This is a genomic window from Thioclava sp. F28-4 (assembly GCF_002020045.1).
In the GTDB taxonomy this organism is placed as follows: domain Bacteria; phylum Pseudomonadota; class Alphaproteobacteria; order Rhodobacterales; family Rhodobacteraceae; genus Thioclava; species Thioclava sediminum.
Map to the genome: position 1 here is coordinate 42,839 of NZ_MPZQ01000010.1, position 23,670 is coordinate 66,508.

At 59.7% G+C, this 23,670-nt stretch carries 22 protein-coding genes and 1 pseudogene; 6 read left to right on the plus strand and 17 right to left on the minus strand.

All coding sequences use genetic code 11. The features are described 5' to 3' along the window. Positions 1 to 272: 272 nt before the first annotated feature. Positions 273 to 1,811 carry an IS21 family transposase gene (gene istA / locus BMI87_RS17735; RefSeq protein WP_028093881.1) on the plus strand — a complete coding sequence of 513 codons (1,539 nt, stop codon included), beginning with the start codon at positions 273 to 275 and terminating at the stop codon, positions 1,809 to 1,811. A 14-nt stretch (positions 1,812 to 1,825) separates the two neighbouring features. After that, positions 1,826 to 2,590 (plus strand): IS21-like element helper ATPase IstB, encoded by a 765-nt coding sequence (gene istB, locus BMI87_RS17740; RefSeq protein ID WP_028093882.1) that lies wholly within the window; start codon positions 1,826 to 1,828, stop codon positions 2,588 to 2,590. A gap of 334 nt (positions 2,591 to 2,924) precedes the next feature. Here the strand turns inward: istB and BMI87_RS17745 are convergent, their stop codons facing one another. Both BMI87_RS17745 and BMI87_RS17750 read right to left on the minus strand, forming a co-directional pair. Next, positions 2,925 to 3,953, minus strand: coding sequence for an IS110 family transposase (locus BMI87_RS17745; protein ID WP_028093883.1), 1,029 nt, complete (start codon positions 3,951 to 3,953; stop codon positions 2,925 to 2,927). 72 nt (positions 3,954 to 4,025) lie between these two features. After that, a pseudogene (locus tag BMI87_RS17750) lies at positions 4,026 to 4,220 on the minus strand (transposase); the annotation flags it as partial. 148 nt (positions 4,221 to 4,368) lie between these two features. Here BMI87_RS17750 and istA (BMI87_RS17755) point away from each other — a divergent pair. Genes istA (BMI87_RS17755) through BMI87_RS17765 form a run of 3 tightly spaced genes read left to right on the plus strand, consistent with a single transcriptional unit; the run spans position 4,369 to position 6,542 of the window. Next, the gene (gene istA, locus BMI87_RS17755) at positions 4,369 to 5,607 is read left to right on the plus strand and encodes an IS21 family transposase (protein WP_078522926.1); all 1,239 of its coding nucleotides are present in this window, start codon (positions 4,369 to 4,371) and stop codon (positions 5,605 to 5,607) included. After that, on the plus strand, positions 5,595 to 6,029 hold the full coding sequence (locus BMI87_RS17760; RefSeq protein ID WP_276202913.1) for an ATP-binding protein: 435 nt from the start codon (positions 5,595 to 5,597) through the stop codon (positions 6,027 to 6,029). Before istA (BMI87_RS17755) ends, BMI87_RS17760 begins: the two co-directional genes overlap by 13 nt. Before the next feature lie 27 nt (positions 6,030 to 6,056). After that, on the plus strand, positions 6,057 to 6,542 hold the full coding sequence (locus BMI87_RS17765) for an acyl-CoA dehydrogenase family protein (RefSeq protein ID WP_246832734.1): 486 nt from the start codon (positions 6,057 to 6,059) through the stop codon (positions 6,540 to 6,542). Between the two features lie 85 nt (positions 6,543 to 6,627). Here the strand turns inward: BMI87_RS17765 and BMI87_RS17770 are convergent, their stop codons facing one another. The 3 genes from BMI87_RS17770 to BMI87_RS17780 are packed head-to-tail and all read right to left on the minus strand — an operon-like array spanning position 6,628 to position 9,854. Continuing rightward, positions 6,628 to 7,794, minus strand: a complete 1,167-nt coding sequence (locus BMI87_RS17770) for an acyl-CoA dehydrogenase family protein (protein WP_035366638.1) — start codon at positions 7,792 to 7,794, stop codon at positions 6,628 to 6,630. A gap of 16 nt (positions 7,795 to 7,810) precedes the next feature. Further along, complete coding sequence (locus BMI87_RS17775) at positions 7,811 to 9,049, minus strand: thiolase family protein (RefSeq protein ID WP_028093886.1); 1,239 nt, start codon at positions 9,047 to 9,049, stop codon at positions 7,811 to 7,813. A 16-nt stretch (positions 9,050 to 9,065) separates the two neighbouring features. Further along, the gene (locus BMI87_RS17780; RefSeq protein WP_051312414.1) at positions 9,066 to 9,854 is read right to left on the minus strand and encodes an enoyl-CoA hydratase/isomerase family protein; all 789 of its coding nucleotides are present in this window, start codon (positions 9,852 to 9,854) and stop codon (positions 9,066 to 9,068) included. Between the two features lie 112 nt (positions 9,855 to 9,966). On the opposite strand from BMI87_RS17780, the gene BMI87_RS17785 reads away from it, so the two are divergent. Beyond that, positions 9,967 to 11,070, plus strand: a complete 1,104-nt coding sequence (locus tag BMI87_RS17785) for a CaiB/BaiF CoA-transferase family protein (protein ID WP_035366655.1) — start codon at positions 9,967 to 9,969, stop codon at positions 11,068 to 11,070. Positions 11,071 to 11,095: 25 nt separating this feature from the next. On the opposite strand, the gene BMI87_RS17790 is transcribed toward BMI87_RS17785, so the two are convergent. From BMI87_RS17790 to BMI87_RS17845, 12 genes are all read right to left on the minus strand, one after another. After that, positions 11,096 to 11,884, minus strand: a complete 789-nt coding sequence (locus BMI87_RS17790; RefSeq protein ID WP_028093889.1) for an SDR family NAD(P)-dependent oxidoreductase — start codon at positions 11,882 to 11,884, stop codon at positions 11,096 to 11,098. A gap of 12 nt (positions 11,885 to 11,896) precedes the next feature. Beyond that, a complete protein-coding gene (locus BMI87_RS17795; protein WP_028093890.1) occupies positions 11,897 to 12,688 on the minus strand; it encodes an ABC transporter ATP-binding protein in 792 nt (263 codons plus the stop codon). A gap of 61 nt (positions 12,689 to 12,749) precedes the next feature. Beyond that, positions 12,750 to 13,988: an ABC transporter substrate-binding protein gene (locus BMI87_RS17800; protein ID WP_051312416.1), complete on the minus strand. Its 1,239-nt coding sequence runs from the start codon at positions 13,986 to 13,988 to the stop codon at positions 12,750 to 12,752. A 34-nt stretch (positions 13,989 to 14,022) separates the two neighbouring features. Next, positions 14,023 to 15,075, minus strand: coding sequence for a branched-chain amino acid ABC transporter permease (locus BMI87_RS17805; RefSeq protein ID WP_028093892.1), 1,053 nt, complete (start codon positions 15,073 to 15,075; stop codon positions 14,023 to 14,025). Between the two features lie 3 nt (positions 15,076 to 15,078). Beyond that, complete coding sequence (locus BMI87_RS17810; RefSeq protein WP_028093893.1) at positions 15,079 to 15,963, minus strand: branched-chain amino acid ABC transporter permease; 885 nt, start codon at positions 15,961 to 15,963, stop codon at positions 15,079 to 15,081. A gap of 15 nt (positions 15,964 to 15,978) precedes the next feature. Beyond that, positions 15,979 to 17,976, minus strand: coding sequence for an AMP-binding protein (locus BMI87_RS17815; protein ID WP_246832735.1), 1,998 nt, complete (start codon positions 17,974 to 17,976; stop codon positions 15,979 to 15,981). 4 nt (positions 17,977 to 17,980) lie between these two features. Beyond that, positions 17,981 to 18,760, minus strand: coding sequence for an ABC transporter ATP-binding protein (locus tag BMI87_RS17820; RefSeq protein WP_035366640.1), 780 nt, complete (start codon positions 18,758 to 18,760; stop codon positions 17,981 to 17,983). A gap of 211 nt (positions 18,761 to 18,971) precedes the next feature. Then, positions 18,972 to 19,811: a MaoC family dehydratase N-terminal domain-containing protein gene (locus tag BMI87_RS17825; protein WP_028093896.1), complete on the minus strand. Its 840-nt coding sequence runs from the start codon at positions 19,809 to 19,811 to the stop codon at positions 18,972 to 18,974. Positions 19,812 to 19,822: 11 nt separating this feature from the next. Then, positions 19,823 to 20,986, minus strand: a complete 1,164-nt coding sequence (locus BMI87_RS17830; RefSeq protein WP_028093897.1) for an acyl-CoA dehydrogenase family protein — start codon at positions 20,984 to 20,986, stop codon at positions 19,823 to 19,825. A gap of 3 nt (positions 20,987 to 20,989) precedes the next feature. After that, on the minus strand, positions 20,990 to 21,784 hold the full coding sequence (locus tag BMI87_RS17835) for a citryl-CoA lyase (protein WP_028093898.1): 795 nt from the start codon (positions 21,782 to 21,784) through the stop codon (positions 20,990 to 20,992). Next, positions 21,784 to 22,698, minus strand: a complete 915-nt coding sequence (locus tag BMI87_RS17840) for an SDR family NAD(P)-dependent oxidoreductase (protein ID WP_028093899.1) — start codon at positions 22,696 to 22,698, stop codon at positions 21,784 to 21,786. The genes BMI87_RS17835 and BMI87_RS17840 overlap by 1 nt, the downstream gene beginning before the upstream one ends. Before the next feature lie 12 nt (positions 22,699 to 22,710). After that, positions 22,711 to 23,670, minus strand: coding sequence for a hydroxymethylglutaryl-CoA lyase (locus BMI87_RS17845; protein ID WP_028093900.1), 960 nt, complete (start codon positions 23,668 to 23,670; stop codon positions 22,711 to 22,713).

Genomic DNA, 23,670 nt, shown 5'->3' on the forward strand with positions numbered 1-23,670 from the left:
AGATGGGTGTCGCTTCAAGGTTGAGCAAACTCTACATCAGAACGAGGGAGGTTTCGGGGGGCATGTATGAACTGCCTTCTCCTGCAAGCGATTTGTCGATGTGCGCGTTTCGCGTGATGGCGGGCACTGATTTCATCTGATCGTGGGCAGTGATTTCACGGGAAGGCGGGCACCTGTTTCGCGGGATCGCGGGCATTGATTTCGCGCGATCATGGGCAGGACTGGCCAACGAACTGCAGTTACTCCGCCTCCTGAAGAACAGGAGGATCGGAATGCCGACAGGACGTTTGACCATGCGCCGTATTCGGGACGTATTGAGACTGAGATTTGCCCAAGGGCTGAGCGAGCGTGCGATCGCCGCGTCGCTGGGGCTTGGGAAAGGAAGTGTTGGGACCTATCTGCGCCGCGCGCGCGATGCCGGCTTGGCGTGGCCGCTGCCGGAAGGTCTGGATGACGACAGCCTTGAGCTGTTGTTGTTTCCAAACGCATCGGATGTATCTGACCCGGAGCGTCCGGTCCCGGATTGGGCGGCGGTCGACAAGGATCTGCGTCGGCGCAGCGTGACCCGCATGTTGCTCTGGCAGGAATATCGTGCGCAGCACCCCAACGGGTTTGGTTACACTTGGTTTTGCACTCATTTTGAGGCGTGGAAGGGGCGTGTCCGACCGAGCATGCGGCAGACACATGTCGGCGGCGAAAAGGTATTTATCGACTTTGCGGGTGACACGATCGACATTGTCGATCCGGCCACGGGTGAGGTCAGCGAGGCCAAGCTGTTTGTCGCGGCGATGGGTGCCTCGAGCTATACCTATGCTGTGGCCGTCGCCAGCGAAGGCCTTGAGGACTGGATTGCGGCCCATGTCGGAATGTTCGCCTATCTGGGCGGCGTGCCGCAGGTCGTCGTGCCCGACAATCTCAAGTCAGCCGTGATCAAGGCAGACCGGTATGATCCCGGCTTGAACCGGACCTATGCAGAAATGGCGGAACATTACGGCACGGCGATCCTGCCTGCGCGCGTGCGCAAACCCAAGGATAAGGCCAAGGTCGAGGTGGCCGTTCAGGTTGCCCAACGCTGGATCCTCGCGCGGCTGCGCAATCACAGGTTCTTCTCACTGGCAGAGCTGAATACCGCCATCCGGCCGTTGCTGGACGAACTAAACATGCGCGTCATGCGCGATTATGGGGCCAGCCGGGCGGATCTGTTTGCGACGCTCGATCGCCCAAACTTGCAGCCATTGCCAGCAGAACCCTATGTCTTTGCGCGCTGGAAACGTGCCCGTGTTGCGCCGGATTATCACATCGAGGTGGATCGCTGCTGGTATTCTGTGCCGTTCAGCCTGATCCGGCAGGTGGTTGACGCGCGCATCACCCACAGAACCGTGGAAGTCTTCCATCGCGGCAAGCGCGTCGCCAGTCACCTGCGGGACCCCGGGCGCCGCAGCCATATCACGGTGCCAGAACATATGCCCTCGGCCCATCGCCGCTATGCGGAATGGTCGCCTGGGCGGATCCTCAGCAGTGCTGCAAAGCTGGGACCATCGGTGGCTGCGTTTTGTGACATCGTGATGCAGGACAGGCCGCATCCCGAGCAGGGCTTCCGGACCTGCTTGGGCATACTGTCGCTGGCCAGAAGCTTTGAGCCGGGGCGGATTGATGCCGCGTGTCGACGCGGGATCAGCCTCAAGGCCCGGTCAGTCGCTTCCATTCGTTCCATCCTGAAGACCGGACTTGATCGGGCCTTCATGGAGCCCGAACCCAATGAGCTGCCGCTGCACCACCCCAACATCCGCGGGCAGAAGTATTACCATTGAAAAGGAGAAAACCCTTGTTGACACATCCCACTTGCGACCGCCTGGAGGCGATCGGGCTGAGCGGTATGGCACAGGCCCTGCATGAGCAGCGCCGCGCTGGCGCCATGTTCGAAAGCCTCAGCTTCGAAGAACGGCTGGGCCTGCTTGTTGATCGCGAAGCGGCAGAGCGTGATGCCAAGAGACTGGCAACCCGGTTGCGCTTTGCTGCCCTGCGTCACACAGCCTGCGTTGAAGATATCGATATGCGTAGCCCGCGCGGCATCGATGCAGGTGTCATGGCGCATCTGATCGATGGGGGCTGGATCAACCGCCATGAAAATCTGCTGATCACAGGGCCAACAGGCTTGGGGAAAAGCTGGATTGCTTGCGCCCTCGGGAACAAGGCTTGCCGGGACGATCGGCGCGTCGTCTATCACCGCGTGCCCCGCCTGTTCCAGATGCTGGCCATCGCCAGAGGCGACGGACGGCATGCCCGTGTCCTTAAGGCGATCGAACGCACTGAATTGCTGATCCTCGATGATTGGGGGCTGTCAGTTCTGACACCGACCGAGCGTCGCGACCTGCTTGAAATCCTCGATGACCGCCAAGGTCGCGGCTCGACCATCGTGACCAGCCAGTTGCCTGTCGATCAATGGTTTGAGGTGATCGGAGATCCCACCCTCGCAGATGCCATCCTTGACCGCCTGGTCCACAATGCGCACCGTCTCACGCTGAGCGGCGACAGCATGCGCAGAAAAATGAGAACATTGAAAACTCTTGACCAGGGCGTCGCAACCTGACTCAATATCAACCGTTGGCCAGCCTGCCCGGAGGCGTGAAATGGCTGCCCGCGATGCCGTGAAACGCGTGCCCGAGATCACGCGAAATCACTGCCCAAATCCCGCGAAATGCGCAGTCGATGCCCCGTTGACCCTGCTTCTATGTATTCGGTCTTTCTTCGAGGCCATTCGGTTTGCCTCTGACCAAGATGGGAAGTCGCGCGTCCTGTGTCTCGTTAGCTCATCGGCACTCTGGGGCCATGCTCCCCGTCAGACTGACAAGACGCCGATCGGTCGTTGGTCCATCTCCTCCTCGCTCGCAGATTCCGTTGTTCCCTCGATTACATCGTCCTGATCATGCGCCAGACAGTGCGGTTGGGCGGTATCTCTCACCCGTGGTCAGAATTGCCCAAGCAATCCGCGCCATTTTGTTTGCCATCGCGACGGCGGCGACATTCACATGCGCCCGCTCCTTGAGCCCATCCACCCACCTGGTGATCGGTGAGGTCCTGTCTCGAACAGGGTGCAGAACTGTCCGGGCCCCATGGATGAAGAGCTTTCGCAGGTATCGGTTGCCATGCTTCGATATGCCGATCAGCTTGGCCTTGCCGCCTGTCGTGATCTGTCGAGGAACAAGACCAAGCCATGCTGCGAGATCACGCCCCTTGCCAAAGCTCGAGCCCGTGCCGATTGCGGCAACCAAGGCGGACGCGATGGTCGGGTCGACACCGGGTATTTCCATCAAGCGAAGCATGTCCGCGTCATTCCTGGCGAGTTGCTTGATCTCCACATCCAGGGCCGTCACGCGTCGATTGATCTCGTCCAGCTCGGCGGCCATGTCGGCCAGCATCTGGACGATGCGCGGTGACAGATCGGCAGCGTCTTCGACCGTCAACTTCGTCAGTTCCTTCTGGAAGACATGCCGGCCCGTGCCGACGCGGAGACCACGTTCCATTAGAAACCCGCGGCCCTGATTGATCAGGCGTGTCCTTTCCGTCACCAGGCGCTCTCGTGCGCGGTGCAATGTCTGAAGGTCGAGCTGCTCTTCGGATTTGATGGCGACGAACGACATGGTTGGTCGAGTGGCGGCTTCGGCGATCGCTTCGGCATCACGGTCGTCGTTCTTGTGGACCTTCACATAGGGCCGAACGTAAAGTGGCGATATCAGACGAGGGTCATGCCCTTGCTGGCGGCAGAAGCGACCAATGTGGTGTGCGCCACCACAAGCTTCCATGGCTACGATGCAGGGCGACAGGGCGCTCAGGAAATCCAGAAGCCTATGCCGCTGGAGACGCTTCCGGAAGATAACCGCCCCCGCCTCATCCAGCCCCGCGAGACTGCAAACCGTCTTGCCCAGATCAATGCCTAAAACCTTAATGTCCATCGGATGCTCCTCTCCTCTGCCAATCCCGCCACGATAGCAGCGGGTCGGTGGGTAGGCAGTTCATCCCATTAGGTCATCCTCCTGGAGCCGCTTCAGTTCCTTCAATTGATCTACGCCCATTCCGCCATACTGCTTGCACCAGCGATAATACGTCTGTTTAACAACGCCGATCTGTCGGATTGCGTCGAGACGGGACATGCCCTGTCCCATCAGCACCTCAACCTGTCGTAACTTCGAGACAATCTCTTCGGGCTTGAGTCGTGTAATCGCCGGACGTAATCTCCCCAAAACCGCCGTTTGAAAAATCCCCAGCCATGAGCGGCAGGGCCAATTCCGAACCTCAAATATTCGGAATTGGCGCTGCCGCGGGACACAGGCCTGATGCTCCAAATAAAGACTGACAGGGGGCAGGCAGGTGAAGGGACTGAGGGAGATCGTTTTGATCCATGATCTGAAGAAACAGGGTCTCAGCATTTCCGCGATCGCGCGGAAAGTTGGCTGTGACCGCAAGACCGTGCGGAAATACCTCGACCGTGGACTGGAGGCGCCAGTCTACGGCCCGCGCCGACCACGGGCGCGGATGATCGAGCCCTATGAACGCTATTTGCAGGAGCGTGTTCAGGCTTTCCCGGATCTGAGCGGCGCGCGCCTGCTGCGCGAGATCCGGGAACTGGGCTACGAGGGCGGCTACACCATGGTGACCGATTTCCTGCGCGAGGTCCGCCCGCCCAGGCGGACGCAGTTCGAGCGCCGGTTCGAAACCCCGCCGGGCAAGCAGGCCCAGGTCGATTTTGCCGAGTTCACCGTCGAATTCAGCGACGAGCCCGGCGTGGCCCGCAAGGTTTGGCTGTTCTCGATGGTGCTCGGGCACAGCCGCTGGCTCTGGGGCCGGTTCGTTGCCAGCCAGAACCTGCAATCTGTCCTGCGCTGTCACATCGCGGCCTTCTCGGACATGGGCGGCGTGCCTGAGGAAATCCTCTATGACCGGATGAAGACGGCCGTGATCGGCGAGGACGAGGCGGGGGTGGTGACCTTCAACACCTCCCTGGTGGCGCTTCTGAACCATTATGGCGCGGTGTCACGTGCCTGCCAGCCGTATCGGGCCAAGACCAAGGGCAAGGTCGAGCGCCCGTTCCGCTATATCCGGCAAGACTTCTTCCTGGCCCGCACGTTCCGCAACATGGACGATCTCAACGCCCAGTTTGACGCCTGTCGGACCGAGGTCGCCAATCCGCGCGTCCACGCCACCACCCGGCGCGTGGTGGACGAGGCCTTTGCCGAGGAACAGCCTAACCTCAAGCCTCTTCCGGCGATCCCTTATAGCGCTGTGCTGACCGTGGAGCGCCGGGTGAGCAGGGACGGGATGATCTCGGTCGGCGGCAGCTTCTATTCCGTCCCGGACACCACCCGGCGTCGCACGCTCGAGGTCCAGCATCACGCCACCGAGTTGCGGATCTACGAGGACGGTCAGTTGATCGCCCGTCATCCGGTTCTGGAAGGCAAGGCGCGCCGCCGCGTCGACCCGGCCCATCGCAAGGCGCCGCCGCCTAGATCATCCCTGTCGCGATCCTCGCAGGGGCTGCGACGACCGCTCTCGGCGTCGCAGCCGTCAAGGCCGGCAAGAGCGTCTACCGCGCGACCCTGGCCGATCTGATTGCAGCGTTGAGCCAGGCCGAGCGGGAGGGCCGGCTGGCCGAGAAGATCCGTTTCTATGCCCGGGCGTCTCTGCTGATCGTCGACGAGATCGTCTACCTCCCCATCACCACCGGCGGCGCCAATCTGTTCTTCCAACTCGTCAACGCCCGCTACGAAAAGGGCGCCATGATCCTAACTTCAAACCGCGGCTTCGCCGAATGGGGCGAGGTCTTCGGCGATCCCGTCGTTGCCACCGCGCTGCTCGACCAGCTCCTGCACCACGCCGTGGTCATCCAGATCGAGGGTGCCAGCTACCGCTTGCGCGGCCATGCCGACCTCATACCCGAGCATGTTTGCGCCAACGCCCCCATCACCCCACCACCGCCGCCAAATCGACGCGGGCGGCCACCCAAAACAAAAAACGGAGCTACAGATCACTGACGCCGGCTGATCACCGGGACCAAGCAAGTGGGGAATTTTACTTCGGCACTTTTGGGGAAAGTTCAAACGGCGTTGACAAGTCGCTTGTTTGCCATTCTCGGTCCTCCGTTTCCTAAACATAGCGGTGGACCAGTTCAGTTGGGGAGGCTCACGCGCGAGCGCGTTGTCTTCGGCCGTCCAATCGATCAGAACCAGGCGATCCAGCATCCGCTTGCCGCGGTGTGGATGCGTCTTCAAGCGGCGGAACTGATGACCTACAAGGCCGCCGCGCTTTACGATCAGGGCAGGCCCTGTGGGCTGGAGGCCAATACCGCGCGCAACCTCGCAGGCTCGGCAGCCTACGAAGCAGCGTTCCGGGCGGTGCGCACCCATGGCGGCTTTGGCTTCGCGCAGGAATACCACGTCGAGCGCTACTTTCGCGAAAGCGTGCTGAACTTCATCGCGCCGGTCAGCGAGGAACTGATCCTCTCCTACGTGGCCGAGAAGGCACTGGGGATGCCCAAGTCCTACTGACCCTTCGCCCGTATCGCGATTCCGCCGGGTCGTGCCCACCCTCGACGCTGACGACCGTCGAGGGTGGGGCGGCCAAGGCCCTTTTTCAGAACGCGTTCAACCCGGTCAGGTTTCGCCCGATCACCAGCTTCTGAATTTCGGTGGTGCCATCCGGGATCGGCATGACCTTCGCATTGCGGAAGTGCCGTTCAACGGGGAACTCCTTGGTGATGCCGTTGCCGCCGTGGATTTGCACCGCTTTGCCGGCGATTTCGACGGCCATCTCGGTCGCATACCATTTTGCCATCGAGGTCTGGGTGTCGCAGCGCACGCCCAGATCCAAGAGTTGCAGCCCGCGTTGGCACAAAAGCCGCCCGGCATCGAGATGTGTGGCCATGTCGGCCAGATAGCCCTGGATCAACTGATGCCCGCCAATCGGTTTGCCATGCTGCTCGCGTTCCTGCGCATATTTGACCGCACATTCCAGCGCCGCCTGGGCGATGCCGATGCTGGTCAGGCCAACAAACACACGCGCGCTTTCAAACAGTTTCAAGGTCTGGAACAGACCGCCGCCGGAATTGCCCAGAACGTGGGCCTCCGTGGTTTCGGCCTGATCAAAGAACAATTCGCAGGTCGAGGCACCGACAAGCCCCATCTTGCGCAACTCGCGGCTTTCATAACCGCCGGTGTCGCGATCGACGATGACCATGGAAATCCCGTCGTCCAGATTGCAGACTACAATGGCAAAGTCCGATTGCGCCCCATTGGAAATCCAGAGCTTCTGGCCAGTGACGAAAATCTTGTCGCCCCTGCGTTCTGCGCGGGTCTTGACCTCGCGCACGTTCGAGCCGACTTCCGGCTCGGAAATGCAGGTGGCACAGATCCGTTCGCTGCGCAGGAGTGGCTTCAGATAGGCCTCTTTTTGCGCCGCGTCGCCCAAAAGGTTGACCGCAAACACCGCGTGGCCCTGGATCAGCACCGCAATCGCCAGATCGGCCCATATCCGGGCCAGTTCCTCGTAAAGGATGCCATAGGTCATGCGGTCGATTCCGGCGCCGCCGTCCTCTTCCGGAATCAGGCCGCTGATCAGCCCGAATTCCTCGACCTTGGCGAACAGGGATTTCAGCGTTTCCGCATCGGGCGGGTGGCCGAGGTTCTCGTATTTCTCGGCCAGCGGCGCGAATTCCGCCTCGGCCATCTTGCGGAAGTTTTCCAGCAACATGCGTTGCTCATCTGTATAGATTGCCTGAGCGGCGGCGATCACGTTTTCCATTGTTCTTTTCCTTGTTTCAGCGGCCAAGAATGGTGACGCAGGCGGCCGCTTCTTCTACCCCGTGCAACCCCCCGCCGTTTTCGGCGATGGCGTTCTTTGCCCCTTCGACCTGACGCGCGCCAGCTTCGCCGCGCAGTTGCGTGACCAGTTCGAAAACCTGCCCTATCCCTGTGGCACCGACCGGGTGGCCCTTGGATTCCAACCCGCCCGAGGGGTTCACCGGAATGCGTCCGCCGATCTTTGTCTCGCCGCGCAGACTGGCGGGACCGCCCTCGCCGAATTCGACAAACCCGAGGTTCTCGATCTGGATCACTTCGCCCACGGCCGTGGCGTCATGCACTTCGGCCACCGATATATCCTCGGGGCCGATCCCGGCCTGTTCATAGGCCTCAAGCGCGGCAAGCCGGGTCAGGTGGTTCTTGTAATCTTCCGGCGGACGGTCGGTGCCCGAGCGCAGGATCGCGGCCTTGACCTTGATGGCGCGGGCGGGATCGAGGCCCAGACGTTTTATCCCCTCGCCGGTGCATAAAACGGCCGCAGCGGCCCCGTCTGAGATCGGGGCGCACATCGGTAGGGTCAGCGGATAGGTGATCGGCGGCGCGGCCAATACCTGATCGACGCTCATGGCTTCTCGGTATTGCGCCAGTGGATTATGCACGGAATGCGCATGGTTCTTGGCGGAGACGGCAGCAAACTGCTCCTGCGTGGTGCCGAAAGTTTTCATGTGAAGCCGCGCGAAACCTGCGTAGACATCCATGAATACACTATAAGGCTTGGGCGATTTCGATCCTTCGGGTTCCTCGACCCCTGCACCCAGATCGGCCAGCCGTTGCGCGACCTCTTCGCTGTTGCTGACGTCCCAGCCGCTGTCGAAGGCCGAAAACATCAATGCACGGTCGTCAGAATACATCTTCTCGGCGCCCACGGCGAGACAGCAGTCGCCATTGCCGGCCTTGAGGAAATCGACTGCCAGTTTGAACCCGGTCGAGGCGCTGGCGCAGGCGTTTTCAACATTCACCACCGGAATGCCCTGAATGCCCATTTCACGCAGCGCGATTTCGCCCCGTATCATGTGCTGGCCCTCCATGTGGCCCTGCACCGCGTTCGAGAAAAATGCGCCGTCAATGCGATCGACCGTCAGCCCGGCGTCAGTCAGTGCGGCGGCGACGGCATCGCCCGTCAGGTCCTTGATCGATTTGTCCCGGAATTTCCCGAACGGTGTCATCCCGACGCCAACAACGTAGATATCCTGCATTTTGCAGTCTCCCTGTTCAGTAGCCGCGAAACTGCGGTTTGCGCTTTTCATTGAAAGCCGCCAGCCCTTCGCGCATGTCCCAGGAACGCATATGCGCGCGCAGGTTCAGCATCTCTTCGGCCAGGGCGGCGGTTTCGTCCACGTTCAGCGACCGGTTCGCCACCTTCTTCATGCGGCGCAATACGGCGGGGCTCTTGTCCGCCAGCCGGTCGGTGAAAGCCTGTACGGCGTCGCGCAATTCTGCGTCCGGCACGACCTTGTTCACCAACCCCCAGTCCATCATGTCCTGGGCCGAAATGTTCTCGCCCGAGAATAACAGGAATTTCGCGCGGTTCAGCCCGACCCGCCGCGGCAGGATCGCCGCGCCCCCCGCGCCCGGAAAGACGCCGAAATTGGAGTGAGCATCACCCAGTTGCGCGCTTTCAGCGGCAAAGACCAGATCGCAGGCCATAACCATTTCCAAACCGCCCGCCATGGCCAGCCCGTTTACGGCGGCGATCACTGGCTTGGGGCCGTGACGCATTAACCCGAAGGTGTGTTCGACGAGATCGAGAAGGTCGGGTTCGCCGGGTACGTGCTTGGCACCGGCGACCTCCTTGAGGTCCGCACCGGCGCAGAACGCCCGCCCGGATCCGGTCAGGACAATGGCGCGAACCGCGTTATCGGCAATCGCGGCTTCAAGCGCGTCCGCCATTTCCCGTAGCATCTGCATCGACATGGCGTTCAACTGGTCGGTCCGCTGAAAAGTGATCCATTCGGTTCCAGCCACACGTTCGACGGACAGGGTCTTTGGCACTTCAGTCATCTTAACCTCCTGAAGAACAATAATAATTTTTAGTTCTGGCTTGCTTTTCCCGACGGATCGAGTTGCTATGGACGGGACCCGCCCGCGGGAAAAACAAGAGCTGGAGACTGATATGAGCACTGCACCCCTGGCCGGCCTGAAGATTCTCAGCCTCGCTGAACAATTCCCGGGTCCCTATGCGACCATGCTGTTGTCGGACATGGGGGCCGAGGTGACCATGATCGAACGACCGGGAGTCGGCGATCCGGCCCGTCAGTTTCCGCCTCTGTTTAGGGCCCTGAACCGCGGCAAACGCAGCGTGGCGCTCGACTTGAAATCCGCTGATGGCCTCGCACAATTTCGCTCCCTTGCGCAAACCGCCGATGTCATCGTTGAAGGGTTCCGCCCCGGAAAGCTCGCGGCGCTCGGTGCCGGTTTCGAGGACATGCGTAGTGCTAATCCGCGGCTGGTCTACGTGTCGATTTCGGGATACGGGCAGGATGGCCCTTATCGAGACAGGGCGGGGCACGATCTGAGCTATGAAGGGGTTGGAGGTTTGCTGGCCGATCAGGCCGATGCAAAGCAGCCCGGCCCTGTGCCGCCGATCCCCCTTGCGGATGTTGGCGCGGCGTTGTTCGCGGCGATCGCAATCCTGTCGGCGGTGGTGTCGAGCCAGCGCACAGGGCAGGGGCGTTACGTGGACGTGTCCATGTCGGATGCGGTGGTTTCGATGTTGACCGCATTCCTCGCTCCCGCCGCCAATGGAACACCGCTGGGCGAATTTATCGCCGAGCCGGGCTATGGCGTGTTCACCTGCAAAGACGGCAAGCTCTTGACCTTGTCCATCGCGCATGAGGACTGGTTCTGGAAACCGTTCTGCGATGTGATCGACAGGGCGGATCTTGCGCCGTTGACAGGCCGCGACCGTGTCGCCCGCAAGGTCGCGCTGCGCGAAGAAATCGCGGCGATTTTGGTCGGCAAGACGCGCGCCGAATGGGGCGACCTTCTGGATAAGGCGGGGGTGCCATGGGGTCCGGTCAACTCCCTGGTCGAAACGCTGGACGACCCCCATGTGCGTGCGCGCCAGCTGCTGCGCAAGATTACGCATGACGGCGGCAAGGCCGAGACTTTTATTGTCCAGCCGTTGAAATTTGATGGATTCGAAACCGCAACACCGAATCTGCCCCCTGAACTCGGGGCAGATAATGACAGCGTTTTTTCGGACGACGCCAACTAGAGGCGGCGGTTGGCCGATGTCGGCTCTAGCAGGCAAACGAATACCCTCCATTCACTGGATAGGTCTGTCCGGTGATCCAGCTGGCAGCATCCGAGCAGAGGAACAGGATCATTCCGGCGGGGTCTTCCGGCTCGCCCAGCCGGCGGATCACGTATTGCGACAATGCCCGCTTCTCGGTCTCTGCATCTGGGATCAGGTCGGCGACAGCCGGAGTTCTTGTGCCCCCCAAGGCGACGCAATTCGCGGTGATCCCGAACCGACCACCGGCTTTTGCAATTGCCCGCATGAAGCCGGCCGCACCGGCCTTGGCCCCGGAATAAACCGCCAGATGCGGTTCACCGACACGGCCGGCGTCGGAAATGACGGTCACAATGCGCCCATAGCCACCGTTGACCATCAACGGCATGGCGTGACGGGTGCAGTTCAGCACCCCATCGAAATTGGTGGCCATCCAGCGGCGCCATTCGTCGGGATCGGATTCCCAAAACGGGACCAGATCGTCGAGCCGCGATGTCGGCCCGGCGTTGCCCGCATTGTTGACCAGAATATCCACGCCGCCAAATGTGGTCTGCGTTTCGGCAAACGCCGCGCCAACCGCATCGAAATCCGAGACGTCGAAGGCGAGCGGCAGAGCATTTGCACCCGCTGCCTCCACTTCCGCGGCAACGCTTTCGGCCCGTTCTGCATGAAAATCGTTGACAACGACGGCACCGGCTCCGTGTTCTGCCAGATAAAGCGCGACTTGCCGACCAACGCCTTGCCCCGCTCCGGTTACAAATGCGGTACGACCTTTGATGGAAAGCAGGTTACTCATCTTCGTTCCTTTCTATCCCAGCCATCTCTTCCGGCGGCGATAGTGTTTGATATCTCGATAGCTTTTGCGCTCGCCCGATGCGGTGACGCCGAGATAAAATTCCTTGATGTCCTCGTTGTCCGCGAGCTTGTCGGCAAGGCCGTCCATCACGATCCGGCCATTCTCCATCACATAGGCATAGTCGGCGATCGACAGCGCCGCGGCACTGTTCTGTTCAACCAGGAAAAAGGTCGTGCCTTCTGACTTGAGCTGCTTGAGCACTTCGTAAACATCCCGGATCATCATCGGGGCCAATCCCAACGACGGCTCGTCGATCGCGATAATCTTGGGGCTGGCCATCATGGCCCGGCCGATCAGAAGCAGTTGCTGTTCGCCGCCAGACATGAAGCCAGAGGTGCGGTTGCGCAGGTCCGCAAGCCGGGGCATCAAGGCGTAAACATGGTCCAGGCGCTTTTTCAGCTCGGCGGAGTTGGGCACCATGTGTCCGCCGACGATCAGGTTTTGCTCTGACGTCAGATGCCGCAAAACGCGCCGCCCTTCCATCACATGGATGAGACCGTTCTTCACGACTTCCGAGGCTTCCATGTTCTGAATGGGAGTTCCGTCCAGAACGATGGACCCCGCCGAAACGGTTCCATCCTCGGATTTGAGCGTTCCCGAGATGGCTTTAAGCGTCGTGCTTTTTCCTGCGCCATTGCCACCGAGCAGAGCAACACATTGTCCCGCACGGACTGTCATGGACACGCCTTTGAGCGCCAGGATGACGTCGGAATATGTCACCTCTACGTTGTTGAGTTCCAGCATGGTCATATTGCCCGGGGCTAAGGATCAGAACGGGCACCGCGACTGCGGTGCCCGGAGTAGTTCACCATTTTTCTACGTGCGGAACATCGACACCAGTTGCTTCGATGGTGATTTTCCCATCTTTGACGGTGCCCACATTCACTTTGAGGCCTTCTAATGGGAAAGGCGCTTCGGGAGTAAACGTGAGGGAGGGAAGAAAGCCATGGGTTTCTTCGGTCGTGATCGTTCGAGCAAAAAGCGCCTCGCGCACTTTCTCTCCGGTCAGCCCCTCGGCGCCGTTCGCCTCGATCGCGTGATCGATCACGATCACGGTATAGAGACCCTGAGATACGCCCATTGCGGTCACGACGTTCCAAGGTGCTTCGAGTCCGTAATCGGCAACCAATGTCTCGTAGAATTGTCGCGCGGGAGTGTCCTCATCGGCCGCAATCGCCATGCCGTAGGCTTCAAAGTCCCCCTCCATTTGCTCAAGCCCGCCAAGCGCGCCACCCGAGGCCGGAAGCCCGTTATGCGAACTCATCATGATCGGGATGTTCGCCCCGTTGGCCTGCAGCCCACGTTTCGCGGCAACCACGATAGAGGTGTTCGTTTGGATTACCAGTGCCTCGGCCCCGGCTCGTACAACGCGGCGCATTTGCCCCGTCAGATCGGTGGGTTGAACTTCGGTATAGATGACCTCGACGAGGTCGATCTCCTCGGGGTGCTCTTCGGCATAGAGTTCAAGGCCCTTTGCCATGTCGACATAGGCAGGCGATGCTTCGGAGGCGAGGATCGCAACCTTGAGCGGTTCGTCTCCTCCGCGCTGTTCACGCATCCAGTTCAGAAAGCCGACACTTTCGTGCGAATAGGTCGGGCGTGGGTTGAAAATCCAGGCATCCGGTTGCCAGGCAAAACCGTAGGCCGCTGTGGCCATGAACATTGGGATTTTGTCTTCCGGCAGGCGTTCGGAAAGGGCCGCGACGTCAGGCCCGCCGAGGCCGACAACCGCAATCGGGTCCAGTTCCGATTTGATCCCGGGCCAGAGACTTGCCACCTGTGCCGCGTCATAGCGGGTTTCGTAGTTTTTGTAGTTCAGCGTGACGCCAAGTTCCTTGCCGCGGGTTTCATTCCACCAGGTGAACACAGCCTCACGTCCGCCGGCCAGGATGGGCATGATGTCAGCATAAGGGCCGGAAAAGTCCGACAGCAGGGCCAGATTATAGGTCTCTTCGGCCTGCGCCTTCAAAGGCATGGTAGCCGCGGCCGCCAAGGCAGCCGCTGCCAGTAAGCCGCGAAGACCTCGATTCGATTGGTAAGTCATATTTTTCCTCCCAGGTTTAGAGCCGCTCTATTTCTCAGTGAGGAAACGGCCAGATACGGTATGACGACTTCAGGATGTTCCAGCGGTGCATCAGCCCCTTGGGTTCGAGGATCATAAACAATGCGATCACGCCGCCAAGAACGACATTCATGCCAGCGAACACGATGTCACCGCCAAGGAATGACACCGAGTCGGCGATATTGGGTCCGACCGTCGCGATAATTTCCTGGATGATGCGGATAATGAAGACGCCGATCAGGGCCCCCACGATTGAACCCATCCCGCCGACGATGATCATCGCGACGAAGAAGATCGAGTGAAACAGGGTGAACTGGTCTACCCCCACGAAGCGGATCAGATAGGCCCAAAGCGCCCCGCCGACGCCCGCATAGAAAGCGCCGATCAGGAAGGCATTTGCCTTTGTGGCCGCGACATTGATCCCCATTATACCCGCAGCCACGTCATCATCCCTGACCGCCACGAAGGCACGGCCGAAGCGTGACCGAACGATCCCGAACGCGCCCGCCACCATGATCGTGGTGACCGCGAAATTCAGATAGAACTGCGAAGATTCGCTGACAAATCGCAGCCCGAAAAGCTCGGCCGGGGGCACGGTGATACCGTTCGATCCACCCAGCCAGGTTGACGGCAGGTTCAATACGGCAAAGTGGAACAGGAACTGAGCCGCAATCGTGGTCAGTGCCAGATAGAACCCCTTGATCCGCGCCGCGGTCAAGCCAAAAAGAAAGCCGAACAGCGCAGCCGAGAGCCCGGCCAGAGGAATGGTCAGCAGAAACGTAAGGCCGGTCTTCGAGGCCAGTATCGAGGCCGTATAGGCGCCGACCCCCATGAACGCCGCCTGACCCAGGTTGATCTGGCCCGCATAGCCGGTGCAGATCTGAAGCCCGACGGCGATGACGGCGCTGATCATCATCATGTTCAGAATGGCGATTATGCGCCCGCTCACCAGATAGGGTGCCGCCAGAAGCAAACCCATGAACAGGACGAGGGCAAGCGCTTGCCAGCGTGTGCGGACAATACGTCTGTCACTGCGATAGCTTGTCGGGAATACGCCGGAAGGGTCCATGGATTACACCCGTTCGATTGTGCGCCAGCCGAACAGGCCGGTCGGTCGGATCAGCAGAATGGCAAGCATGATGATATAGGGAACAACGCTGCCCAGTGACCCTCCGATCAGCGGGTCAAGATAGTTGGTTGTCAGGCTCTGGACGATACCGATAATCACGCCCGCAAGGATCAGCCCACCGATGGATTCCAGCCCGGCAAACAGCGCCACCGGCAGGGCCGCGAACCCGATATCCGAGGCCAGGAAGGTCAGCGATTTGCCGCTGAGAAAGATCATCGCACCAATTGTGGACAGGATTGCCCCGAGAACCCAGGCAACGGCAATCGAGCCTTTCACCGAAATGCCCATCGAGGAAGCTACGACGTGGTCCTCCGCCACAGCGGTCATACGGAGGCCGGACCGGGTCCGGTTGAAGAACCACGACAGGCCGACGGCCGCGACAATGGTGATGATCCCACCTATCAGGAGGTTCATCGGGATCAACATATCGCCGAGGAACAAGGGTTTCAGCGGAAAAATGATCGGGAAGGGTCTTACCGCGGGACCGAACACAAGCAGCACCAAACCGCGCAGCAGGATCAAAAGGCCGACGGTGACCATGACCATCGAGAAAACCGATTCACCGATCAGCTTTGTCAGGAAAATCCGTTCGATTGCGTACCCGACCAGCCCGGCCAGAACCAGCGAAAGGGGTATCGACAACCAAAGGCTAAGCCCCGCTTGCATCGTTGTGAACCAGACGATGAACCCGCCGATGATCACAAGCTCGCCCTGCGCGAAGTTGAACACCTTGCTGGCGCGGTAAATCACAACAAAGCCCATGGCCACCAGCGAATACAGAAGGCCGATCAAAGCCCCGGTAATGATGTCATTGATGAAATAGACCATTGTCGCCGACCTCCTTTAAGATTTGGACTGCCGCTTGGCAGCCTTCGATGCGTTTTCAACATCCGACACGCGAACCGTGGTCTTGAGAACGCCTTGACGGCCGTCCTGATAGGTCACAGCGATTTCGAGATCTGTCTCGTCATCGCCAGCATAGATCGCCTCGACGAGCTTGGCATACCGTTCCTCCAGAAAGGCCCGGCGAAGCTTTCGGCTGCGGGTCAACTCGCCTTCATCCGGGTCGAGTTCCTTGGGAAAATTCGCAAAACGTGCCACGCGCGAGCCTTCGGGCAGGAGCGCATTGATGCGCGCCACTTCGCCTTTGATAAGGTCCAGAACTTCGGGTTTCTGCGAGAGATCGGTGTAGGTCGAAAAGCTGATCTTGTTCTCTTCCGCCCAACGCCCGAGAACTTCCATATCGATATTGATAAGCGCGCTGACGAAGCTCCGGGTTTCGTCGCCCAAGGTCATGAGATCCTTGATGAAGGGGCTATATCGCAACCGCGTTTCGATGAATTGCGGCGGATAGGTGTGCCCATTTGCCAGGCGGCGCATATCCTTGACACGGTCAAAGAACAAAAGCTCGCCGTCGTCGGTCATCGACACCGCGTCACCGGTCTTGTACCAACCGTCTTCAGTCAATTCCTCTGCGGTCTTTTCGGGCTTGCCGTGATAGCCACCGAAGCCCGATCCGCCCCGCACCTGAAGCTCCCCTTCGTCCGAGACCCTGTATTCCAGCGGTTCGCCGTAGTTCGTGTTGCTTTGCATCCAGCTGCCGCTGGTTTCCAGCTGATAGCTTTCGCCGACATGCGCGGTCAGAAGGCCGATTTCGGTCGCGCCATACACGTTGCGCAGCTTAACCCCCATCGCGTGGAACATACGAAAGACGTCAGGTGCCATCAGGGCGCCGCCGCTCATTGCGTTTTTGGCCTTACCAAGGCCAAGATTGTCGCGCAGGTGATGCAGCACCAGAGCTTCGGCAAAGGGAAGCTGCAGGCGTGCGGCAAGGCTAGGGCTACGCCCCTCCAGCCGTTCCACATAAACGTCGTGGCCGACCTTCATGCCCCAGTTGTACATCGCATTGCGGATTTTGCCCGCCCCCAGCATCCGGGCCTGAACGATGGAGGCGAGATTTTCCCACTGGCGCGGGCTGAACACCAGTGCGTCGACCGCCAGTTCGCGAATGTTGGTCAGTACGTCTTCAGGGCCTTCGGGGAAATTGACGACCATGGGCGCGATCAAACCGATCGACAGGCCGAAAATCTGTTCCGTGACCCAGGCCGGCGAAATGTAGGTCAGGTATTCGGTGCCCGGCGCGATTTCGATTGCCCCCATCACCCGCGAGCAGTTGTCGAACAGGTAGCGATGGCTGATGACAACGCCCTTGGGTTTTCCCGTGGTCCCCGAGGTATAGGACAGCAAGGCGGTATCGTCCGCCCGTCCACGTTTTACGTGTTTTTCAAATCTGGCGGGTTCCTTGGCGTGGATCTGACGCCCTGCCGCGCTCACACTTTCAAACGAATGCAAAAGGGGATGATCATAGCCCCATAGACCGGAGTCATCCCAGTAAACGATCGCCAGGGCGCCCGAGTACTTGCCCGCGATCTCGATGCATTTATCGACCTGCTCCTGATCCTGCGCCAGAAAAATCCGCGTTTGCGAGTCTTCGGCCAGATACAGAATTTCTTCGGCGTTTTGATCCGGATAGGCAGACAGGACTTTGCCGCCTAACGACTGGACGGCGTATTCAGCCCAGAAATGCTCGGGTTCGTTTTCGCCGATCGTCATGACGGATTCGCCAGCCGACAAGCCCAGGTTCTCCAACCCGAGCGCCAGGGCACGAACCCTGTCAAGAACATCCGCCCAGGTGAATTCACGCCAGATGCCCAGGCGCTTGTGCCGTTCGGCGAGATTGGTCGGTGTGGATGTCGCTCGCGCGAGCAAAACCTGCGGCAAGGTTTCGCTATGTGTCACCGCCGGGTCCGAAAATGCCATTGCTGTCCGTTGCTTAGCCATTTCGCTACCCCAGATACGCCTTGATTACGGCCGGGTCGTTCTGGATTTCTTCCGGCGTGCCTTCGGCGATGACCCGCCCGAAATCAAGCACCACGATCCGGTCGGCAAGGTCCATCACGACGCCCATGTCGTGTTCGACCAGAACCACTGGAATCTTGCGTGCCTCGCGCACATCGAGAATGAAGCGCGCCAGGTCTTCTTTCTCTTCCGAGTTCATGCCGGCCATCGGTTCATCCATCAGGAGGATCGATGGTTCCTGCGCCAATGCACGGCCCAGATCGACACGCTTTCGCAACCCATATCCCAACGTCCCCACGGGCCGGTTGCGGATTGCCTCAATCTCTAGAAAGTCAATAATTTCTTCCGCCGCTTCGCGATGTTCCGTTTCTTCGCGCATCACGGGACCGAACTGGAAAAAGGCCTGGATCACATTCGATTTCATCAGCATGTGACGACCGATCATGATGTTTTCTACCACGGTCTGCCCGGCAAAAAGATGGGTGCCCTGAAACGTCCGCGCCAGACCGCGTCGCGCGATCTGGTCAACACGCAGGCCGGTCACGTCCTGCCCGGACAATTCGACACGGCCCTTCTGCGGACGGTAGAAGCCCGCAGTCACGTTCAGAAGTGATGTTTTTCCGGCACCATTCGGACCGATAATTGCAAGCAATTCATCGTCGGCCACGGAGATGCTCACATCGTCGAGCGCGGTCACACCGCCAAATTTCAAAGTTGCACCACGCACCGCAAGCGGTGACGATACGTGCCCGTTATTCGTGGTCATGTTACAATCCGTGCTTTTCCCCAACACCTCATGGAGGCACGCATAGCCTGACCGCACGGTTTTCCGTTGGTTACGGGTTTTCCTCGCATTGTTCCTCCTCCCACCTCTTAATTCAGAGGTTTGCCTGGTCTATTTACCAAGTCTCTCCGCACAGCCTAACAGTTGTTAGAAAAATTGGTCAACAACTGAATCCGCTACCAAAGGAAACCGATCAGACAGCCGCGTACTCTGCGGAAAAGCTTCGAAGACCGTTTTGATCCTGACACCAGACTGTCCCGGAGGTGCCGGTCTCTTCATTGTGCAGTTGCAATTCGCAGGGCAGGGTGAGTGGCGCGAGGCCGCGGAACGAAAACCGGTGGGGCGATGTTTTCAACGCATCCGCCGCCAGATTCAGAAGCAGCGTGGCCTGCAATGGACCATGCACAACAAGTCCGGAATAGGCTTCGGTTTCGGTGGCGTAGACGTAATCATAGTGAATGCGATGGGCATTGAACGTCAGCGCCGAATAGCGAAACAGAAGAACAGGATCCGGTGTCAGCGTCGATCTAAGCGTGGTGGGGTCACCCGCGTCAGCTGCGCTCTCGCCCGTGCGGGGGGTGGAAATCTCACGATAAACGATCGATTGCTGCTCCCGGATACAAAGCCGTTCGCCACTCAGATACTCGTGCTCGACGGTCACAAAAACCAATGGGCCACTGCGGCCCTGCTTGGCCGTTATGTCCCCGATCACCGAGCGGCGGGTGATGGTTTCGCCGGTCTTCAGCGGCGCGATATGCGTAACATCGCCGCCCGCCCACATGCGGGCGGGCAGCGGAACTGGGGGCAGGAATCCACCCCTCGCGGCATGGCCGTCTGCTGAAAGGGCGGCAGCTGGCACGGTATCAAGGGCAATGCACCAATGAATTCCCAGCGGGACATCGCCTGATCCGTCCCAAAGATGCGGACCGAGCGTGGCGCGGAATTTGTCGATCAACCCCTGCGTCAGAACATCTTCCTTGGTCTCGGTGCGTCCCAGCCAGGGCGCCAGCGCGTCAAGGTCGATCTCACCCATAACCCTGGCCTTCAGAACGATCTTGGCATGCCGAGGATATGTTCTCCGACATATGACAGGATCAGGTTGGTCGAGATCGGGGCGACCTGATAGAGGCGCGCCTCGCGGAACTTGCGCTCGACATCGTATTCCCGTGCGAAACCGAAGCCGCCATGGGTCTGGATGCAGGCATTGGCCGCTTCCCAGCTGGCCTCCGAAGCCAGCAGCTTTGCCATATTCGCCTGTGCTCCGCAATCCAGCCCAGCATCGAACCGCCTGCAGGCTTCAAAGCGCATCAGATTGGCGGCCTCGATGTTCACATAGGACCTGGCGATAGGGAATTGCACGCCCTGGTTCTGGCCGATGGGACGGTCAAAGACCATGCGGTCGCCGGCATAGATGCGGGCCTTGTCAACGAACCAGTATCCATCACCGATACATTCCGCCGCAATCAGGGTCCGTTCGGCATTCAGCCCGTCAAGAATATGGTAAAATCCGCGCCCCTCGGTCCCAATCAGGTTCTCGGCGGGGATTTCCAGATTGTCGAAAAACACTTCATTGGTTTCGTGGCCGGGCATATTGGCGATGGGGCGGACTTCCATACCGTTGCCGATTGCCTCTTTCAGATCGACCATAAAGATCGACAGGCCCTGCGACTTTTTCCTGACATCGCTCAACGGCGTGGTGCGTGCCAGCAGGATCATAAGGTCAGAATGCTGGATACGGCTGATCCAGACCTTCTGGCCATTGATCTCATACCGGTCACCCTTCTTGACCGCGGTGGTCTTCAGTTTGGTGGTGTCGGTCCCGGTTGTCGGTTCGGTCACGGCCATGGATTGCAGGCGCAACGCGCCGCTGGCAATACCGGGCAGGTATTTCTGCTTTTGCTCATCCGATCCATGTCGCAGAAGCGTGCCCATGTTATACATCTGCCCGTGGCAATGGCCCGCGTTTCCGCCGCAGCGGTTCACCTCCTCCATGATGATCGAGGCTTCCGTCAACCCCAGACCCGAGCCGCCGTATTCCTCGGGGATCATCGCGGCAAGCCAGCCCTCGCGGGTCAGCGCATCGACGAATTCCTCCGGGTAGGTTTCGTTTTCGCCGAACTTGCGATGATATTCTGGCGGAAACTGCGCGCATAGTGCGCGCAAGGCGTCGCGTAGATCGGTATGAGTGTCTGGGGCAGACGTCTGCATCTGTTACTGCGCTCCCGGACCCGACGTTTCAAGAATCTCCTGCTCGGCACGCTGCCAAAGCTCATAGGAAATCGGGTTTTCGCTCTCTTCGAGGATATGACCGACAAGACCGATGGCGCGTGCCATGACGCCAAAGCCCCGCACGATCTTCCAGGGGAAGCCAAATTCACAGCAGATTGCTCCGATCGCCCCGGTGGCGTTAATCGGCAGCATCTTACCCGATTTTTCTTCGGCAACGGTCTGAATTTTCTGGATCAACTCGATGTATTCACCGGACTTGCCGTTCTCGGCAGCGATCTGGAACAGGCGAGGTGTGCGCGGATCGACCGGCTTGTGCACCGGATGTCCGAGCCCCGGCACGATCATCTTGCGGGCGCGGAATTTTTCCACCGTCTCGACGGCCAGCGCATCCAGATCGACACCGGTGCCCAACTTGTCCTGCGGCAGCGCCTCGTAAAGCATTTTCGAGGCACCTTCCATCGAACCGACAAAGACGGTGCCAAGCCCGCACAAGCCAGCCGCCACAGCCGCCTGAAGCGATTCTGGCGCCCCCATGTAAGTCATCCGCGCCGCCAGGGCCGAAGGCGTGATGCCATGTTCGACCAGGGTAATGACGATGGCGTTGAACACCCGGCTTTCCTCGGGCGTGGCCTTGCGACCCGTCAACTGCAGGAACGCCAGATCGCCAAGGTTCATGTGCCCCAGGATCTCGTTGGGCAGATCGAGCCCACGCACACTGATTTTGTCAGAGGTGCTCCAGGCAATGTCGGAGCTGATTTTTTCTTTGCGTTTTCCCATTATACCGGATCCCACGAAAAGACATCCGCCGAAACCTCGAGCGGTGAGAATTGCGATTTGAGCGCGGGAATGGCACGCTCGGCGATTTCATCGGCGGTCCAGCCATCACCGGAATGAACCGACCGCACCGGGCGGGGCTGGTTGAACAGGAAGATTTCGTTCTTGCGAACCGCAAAGATTTGTCCTGACACGTCAGCCGCGCGGTCGCTCATCAGGAAGCAGGCCATCGGTGCAACCTTGGCCGGTGTCATCTCCTTGATCTTTTCGACCCGTGCCACCTGTTCCGGGGTGTCGGTCTTGATCGACGAGATCATCCGGCTCCAGGCGAAGGGCGCGATGCAGTTCGAACGCACGTTCCACCGCTTGAGGTCAAGCGCCACCGATTTCGAGAAGGCCGCGATGCCCAGCTTTGCCGCCGCGTAATTCGCCTGCGCCAGATTGCCGATCAGCCCCGAGGTCGAGGTCATGTGCACCAGAGCACCGCCCTCTTGTTCGCGGAAATAATCAGCCGCCGCGCGGCTGGTGTTGAACGCACCGTAGAGATGGACCTTCACAACCGCGTCGAAATCCTCGTAGGTCATCTTGTGGAAGAACCCGTCGCGCAGAATGCCGGCGTTGTTCACCACCGCGTCGATGCGACCGAATTCCTTGACCCCGGCTTCGATCATCGCGCGCGCGGCAACGGGATCGGTGACAGAGCCGCCATCGGCAATGGCATCGCCCCCAGCGGCCCTGATCTCTTCGACGACTTTCTGCGCCGCAGTTTCTGTCTGACCGGTGCCTTTCAGGGACGCGCCCAGATCGTTGACCACAACGGCAGCGCCTTCTGCGGCTGCCATCAAGGCGATGTCGCGCCCGATCCCACCGCCGGCCCCGGTGACCAGAACGACCTTTCCGTCAAGTGCTTTTGCCATCTTCTTCCCTCCTCAGCCCGCCTTGCGGTATTTGTCCAACCCGCCGGTATGCATGACCCGGCCCATCAGCGGCACGCCGATGATCTCTTCTGCCTTGACCGCCGCTGCGATCAGCTTGTCCAGATCAATGCCGGTTTCGATGCCGAGCTCGTGACACAGGAACACTGCATCCTCGGTGCAGACATTTCCTGCGGCGCGCGCGTGGCCGTGGCCCGCGAAAGGACAGCCGCCAAGACCGGCGACGGAGCTTTCGAACATGTCCACGCCCATCGACAGGGCCGCATAAACGTTGGCGATCCCCAACCCACGCGTATCATGGATGTGCATACCGATGCGCGCCTCGGGCGCCATTTCCCGCAGCGCGCCGATCATCCGTTTGACCGCCTCGGGGTTTCCCCAACCCATGGTGTCGGCGATCACAAGGATCGGCACGGGGATGTCCTCTTCCTCGCACAGTTGGAGGATAAAGCGGAAATCGTCCAGAATGCGTTCTTGGGGGATAGGGCCTTCGAGGTTGCAGCCGAAGGCGGTCATCACATAGGCTGCGTCGACCGTATATCCCTCTTCCTTGTAAAGACGGACCCAGTCCCGTTGTCTCTCCCGCATTTCCGCCGAGGAACAATTGTTGTTTGACTGGGCAAATGCCTCGGAGGGATAGAACAGCAGACGCGGGTCGATATCGACCTCATGCGCGGTCAGGGCCTTGCGAAACCCTTTGTCGTTCAGCCACAGCGACGTGTAATTCACGCCCGGCTTGCGCTTGATACGCTGGAACAACTCGCCGGTGTCGGCCATTTGCGGTACGTATTTCGGGCTGACGAAACTTCCGACCTGAATGCGCTTCAGACCGGTTTCGCTGAGCATGTCGATCAGTTCGATCCGCTCTTCGATTGGATAAATCTTTTTTTCGATCTGAAAACCCTCGCGCGGGCCTTCTTCACGAAATTCTACGAATTTGGGAAAGTCGGTCAT

Bases quoted from the DNA above. Each gene is read 5' to 3' on its own strand.
- BMI87_RS17800 (WP_051312416.1), bottom strand. From the start codon at position 13,988: ATGACTTACCAATCGAATCGAGGTCTTCGCGGCTTACTGGCAGCGGCT.
- BMI87_RS17780 (WP_051312414.1), bottom strand. From the start codon at position 9,854: ATGACTGAAGTGCCAAAGACCCTGTCCGTCGAACGTGTGGCTGGAACC.
- BMI87_RS17805 (WP_028093892.1), bottom strand. From the start codon at position 15,075: ATGGACCCTTCCGGCGTATTCCCGACAAGCTATCGCAGTGACAGACGT.
- istA (WP_028093881.1), top strand. From the start codon at position 273: ATGCCGACAGGACGTTTGACCATGCGCCGTATTCGGGACGTATTGAGA.
- BMI87_RS17745 (WP_028093883.1), bottom strand. From the start codon at position 3,953: ATGGACATTAAGGTTTTAGGCATTGATCTGGGCAAGACGGTTTGCAGT.
- BMI87_RS17785 (WP_035366655.1), top strand. From the start codon at position 9,967: ATGAGCACTGCACCCCTGGCCGGCCTGAAGATTCTCAGCCTCGCTGAA.
- BMI87_RS17810 (WP_028093893.1), bottom strand. From the start codon at position 15,963: ATGGTCTATTTCATCAATGACATCATTACCGGGGCTTTGATCGGCCTT.
- BMI87_RS17795 (WP_028093890.1), bottom strand. From the start codon at position 12,688: ATGCTGGAACTCAACAACGTAGAGGTGACATATTCCGACGTCATCCTG.
- BMI87_RS17845 (WP_028093900.1), bottom strand. From the start codon at position 23,670: ATGACCGACTTTCCCAAATTCGTAGAATTTCGTGAAGAAGGCCCGCGC.
- BMI87_RS17815 (WP_246832735.1), bottom strand. From the start codon at position 17,976: ATGGCTAAGCAACGGACAGCAATGGCATTTTCGGACCCGGCGGTGACA.
- BMI87_RS17820 (WP_035366640.1), bottom strand. From the start codon at position 18,760: ATGACCACGAATAACGGGCACGTATCGTCACCGCTTGCGGTGCGTGGT.
- BMI87_RS17840 (WP_028093899.1), bottom strand. From the start codon at position 22,698: ATGGCAAAAGCACTTGACGGAAAGGTCGTTCTGGTCACCGGGGCCGGC.
- BMI87_RS17825 (WP_028093896.1), bottom strand. From the start codon at position 19,811: ATGGGTGAGATCGACCTTGACGCGCTGGCGCCCTGGCTGGGACGCACC.
- BMI87_RS17830 (WP_028093897.1), bottom strand. From the start codon at position 20,986: ATGCAGACGTCTGCCCCAGACACTCATACCGATCTACGCGACGCCTTG.
- BMI87_RS17770 (WP_035366638.1), bottom strand. From the start codon at position 7,794: ATGGAAAACGTGATCGCCGCCGCTCAGGCAATCTATACAGATGAGCAA.
- BMI87_RS17835 (WP_028093898.1), bottom strand. From the start codon at position 21,784: ATGGGAAAACGCAAAGAAAAAATCAGCTCCGACATTGCCTGGAGCACC.
- BMI87_RS17775 (WP_028093886.1), bottom strand. From the start codon at position 9,049: ATGCAGGATATCTACGTTGTTGGCGTCGGGATGACACCGTTCGGGAAA.
- BMI87_RS17790 (WP_028093889.1), bottom strand. From the start codon at position 11,884: ATGAGTAACCTGCTTTCCATCAAAGGTCGTACCGCATTTGTAACCGGA.